The 1,295-nt window shown below is 62.6% G+C and carries 2 protein-coding genes; one reads left to right on the forward strand and one right to left on the reverse strand.

Annotated features, from left to right (window positions below):
* The first annotated feature begins 250 nt into the window (after positions 1–250).
* Positions 251–418 (forward strand): hypothetical protein, encoded by a 168-nt coding sequence (locus tag ABT085_RS46435; RefSeq protein WP_351623281.1) that lies wholly within the window; start codon positions 251–253, stop codon positions 416–418.
* Positions 419–939: 521 nt separating this feature from the next.
* Here ABT085_RS46435 and ABT085_RS46440 read toward each other — a convergent pair.
* Positions 940–1,146: a hypothetical protein gene (locus tag ABT085_RS46440; RefSeq protein WP_351623283.1), complete on the reverse strand. Its 207-nt coding sequence runs from the start codon at positions 1,144–1,146 to the stop codon at positions 940–942.
* Between the last annotated feature and the right edge of the window lie 149 nt (positions 1,147–1,295).

The raw sequence follows: 1,295 nt of genomic DNA on the forward strand, positions 1-1,295 counted from the left end.
AGCGGGCATGGATCAACGACCCGGCCAAGCGCAGGGAGTCCACACCACAAACCTCATAGCGTCACGACCGTCTCACTGGACTTGAAATCTTCCGGGGACGCGCGCGACAGCGGCGTATCTCCAGCAACACCCATCCGAGAGTCAGGAAGACGCGGCCGCATGTGAACTCGCTGGCATCCCTTCCAAAGACTGCACAATCTCCGTTGACTGACATGAGCGTCTGCCGTTCGAAGGCCCCTGGAGGCTCCCCGTGCACACCACCATTTTCCTGCTGCGCGACGCGCTGGGCCTTGGTGCCGGTCTGGTGCTCATGTGGGAGCTGAACCGCCAGGCTTCGGGACCGGGCTGGAGGAAGCCGCGGGTCTTCACAGCTGTGGGGGCTGGGCTACTTGCCGCGCTGCTGGCCGCCTACGCATAGAGGGCGCCAGTCGACGTGCCCCTTGCCCGCCCAGAGAGACTCCATCACCTGCGGGGTAACCTCCCGGCGGAGGGGTGCCATGACAGAGTGGATCATGTTGGCCTGCGGATGCTTGATGGCGTCCATGGGGGCGTTGACCTTGAATGGTTGGCGTAGAGCGCAGTACAGGCATCCCCGGAAGGCTGGTTGGGGTTTCATCCTGATTGGTGCCGGTTTCTCCTTGGACGGAGTGCCGAGGCTGGTCGGGTGGTCCTATGCGGTGGGTGCGGCCCTCGCCGGCGTAGCCGTGATTTTCGTCGTGCTCGGCGGGTTGCTTCAGCTCCTCGGTAGGACAACGCCAAGGGCAGACCGACTCCTGACATCACTAGCTGACACCAACAAGCCCGAACCGCACCGGGCAACAGCGAACGTCAACGGTGTGCCAGCCGAGGAAGAGCAAGGCCCGACCTTTGGCGATGATGGCCCGCGACCGACCTGATAAGGAAGCGGACCGAGCGCAAAGCGTCCAGGTACAGCCCGGATCAGTCTTCGGCGTCGTGGTAGTAGACCGTAAGACTTGGCCGATAGCCGTCCGCGGTGATCTCCGTATGCATGACGAGATCCTGAACCTCGACCAAGCCAAGGTCTTCGATCGAGTCTGCGACTCTACGGAGCAGCGCAGGCACGTCATCCTGCCCGGTTCCCTCCGGGTTGGCCTGGGAGAAGTGTTTGATCGTCCACGATTCCATGTGCTCATGATCGCGCAAGCGCCAGCCGTCAATGCTGTCCCGTCCAGGCGGACCATCTAGGGTCCGTCTTCAAACGGATCTTGCCCAGAGCAGGAATGACGCGAGACTGACCGCTGCCTCGTAGGAGGTGGCGGTCTTGTCGTATCTGG

It is taken from the genome of Streptomyces sp. NPDC002265 (assembly GCF_040296125.1).
In the GTDB taxonomy this organism is placed as follows: domain Bacteria; phylum Actinomycetota; class Actinomycetes; order Streptomycetales; family Streptomycetaceae; genus Streptomyces.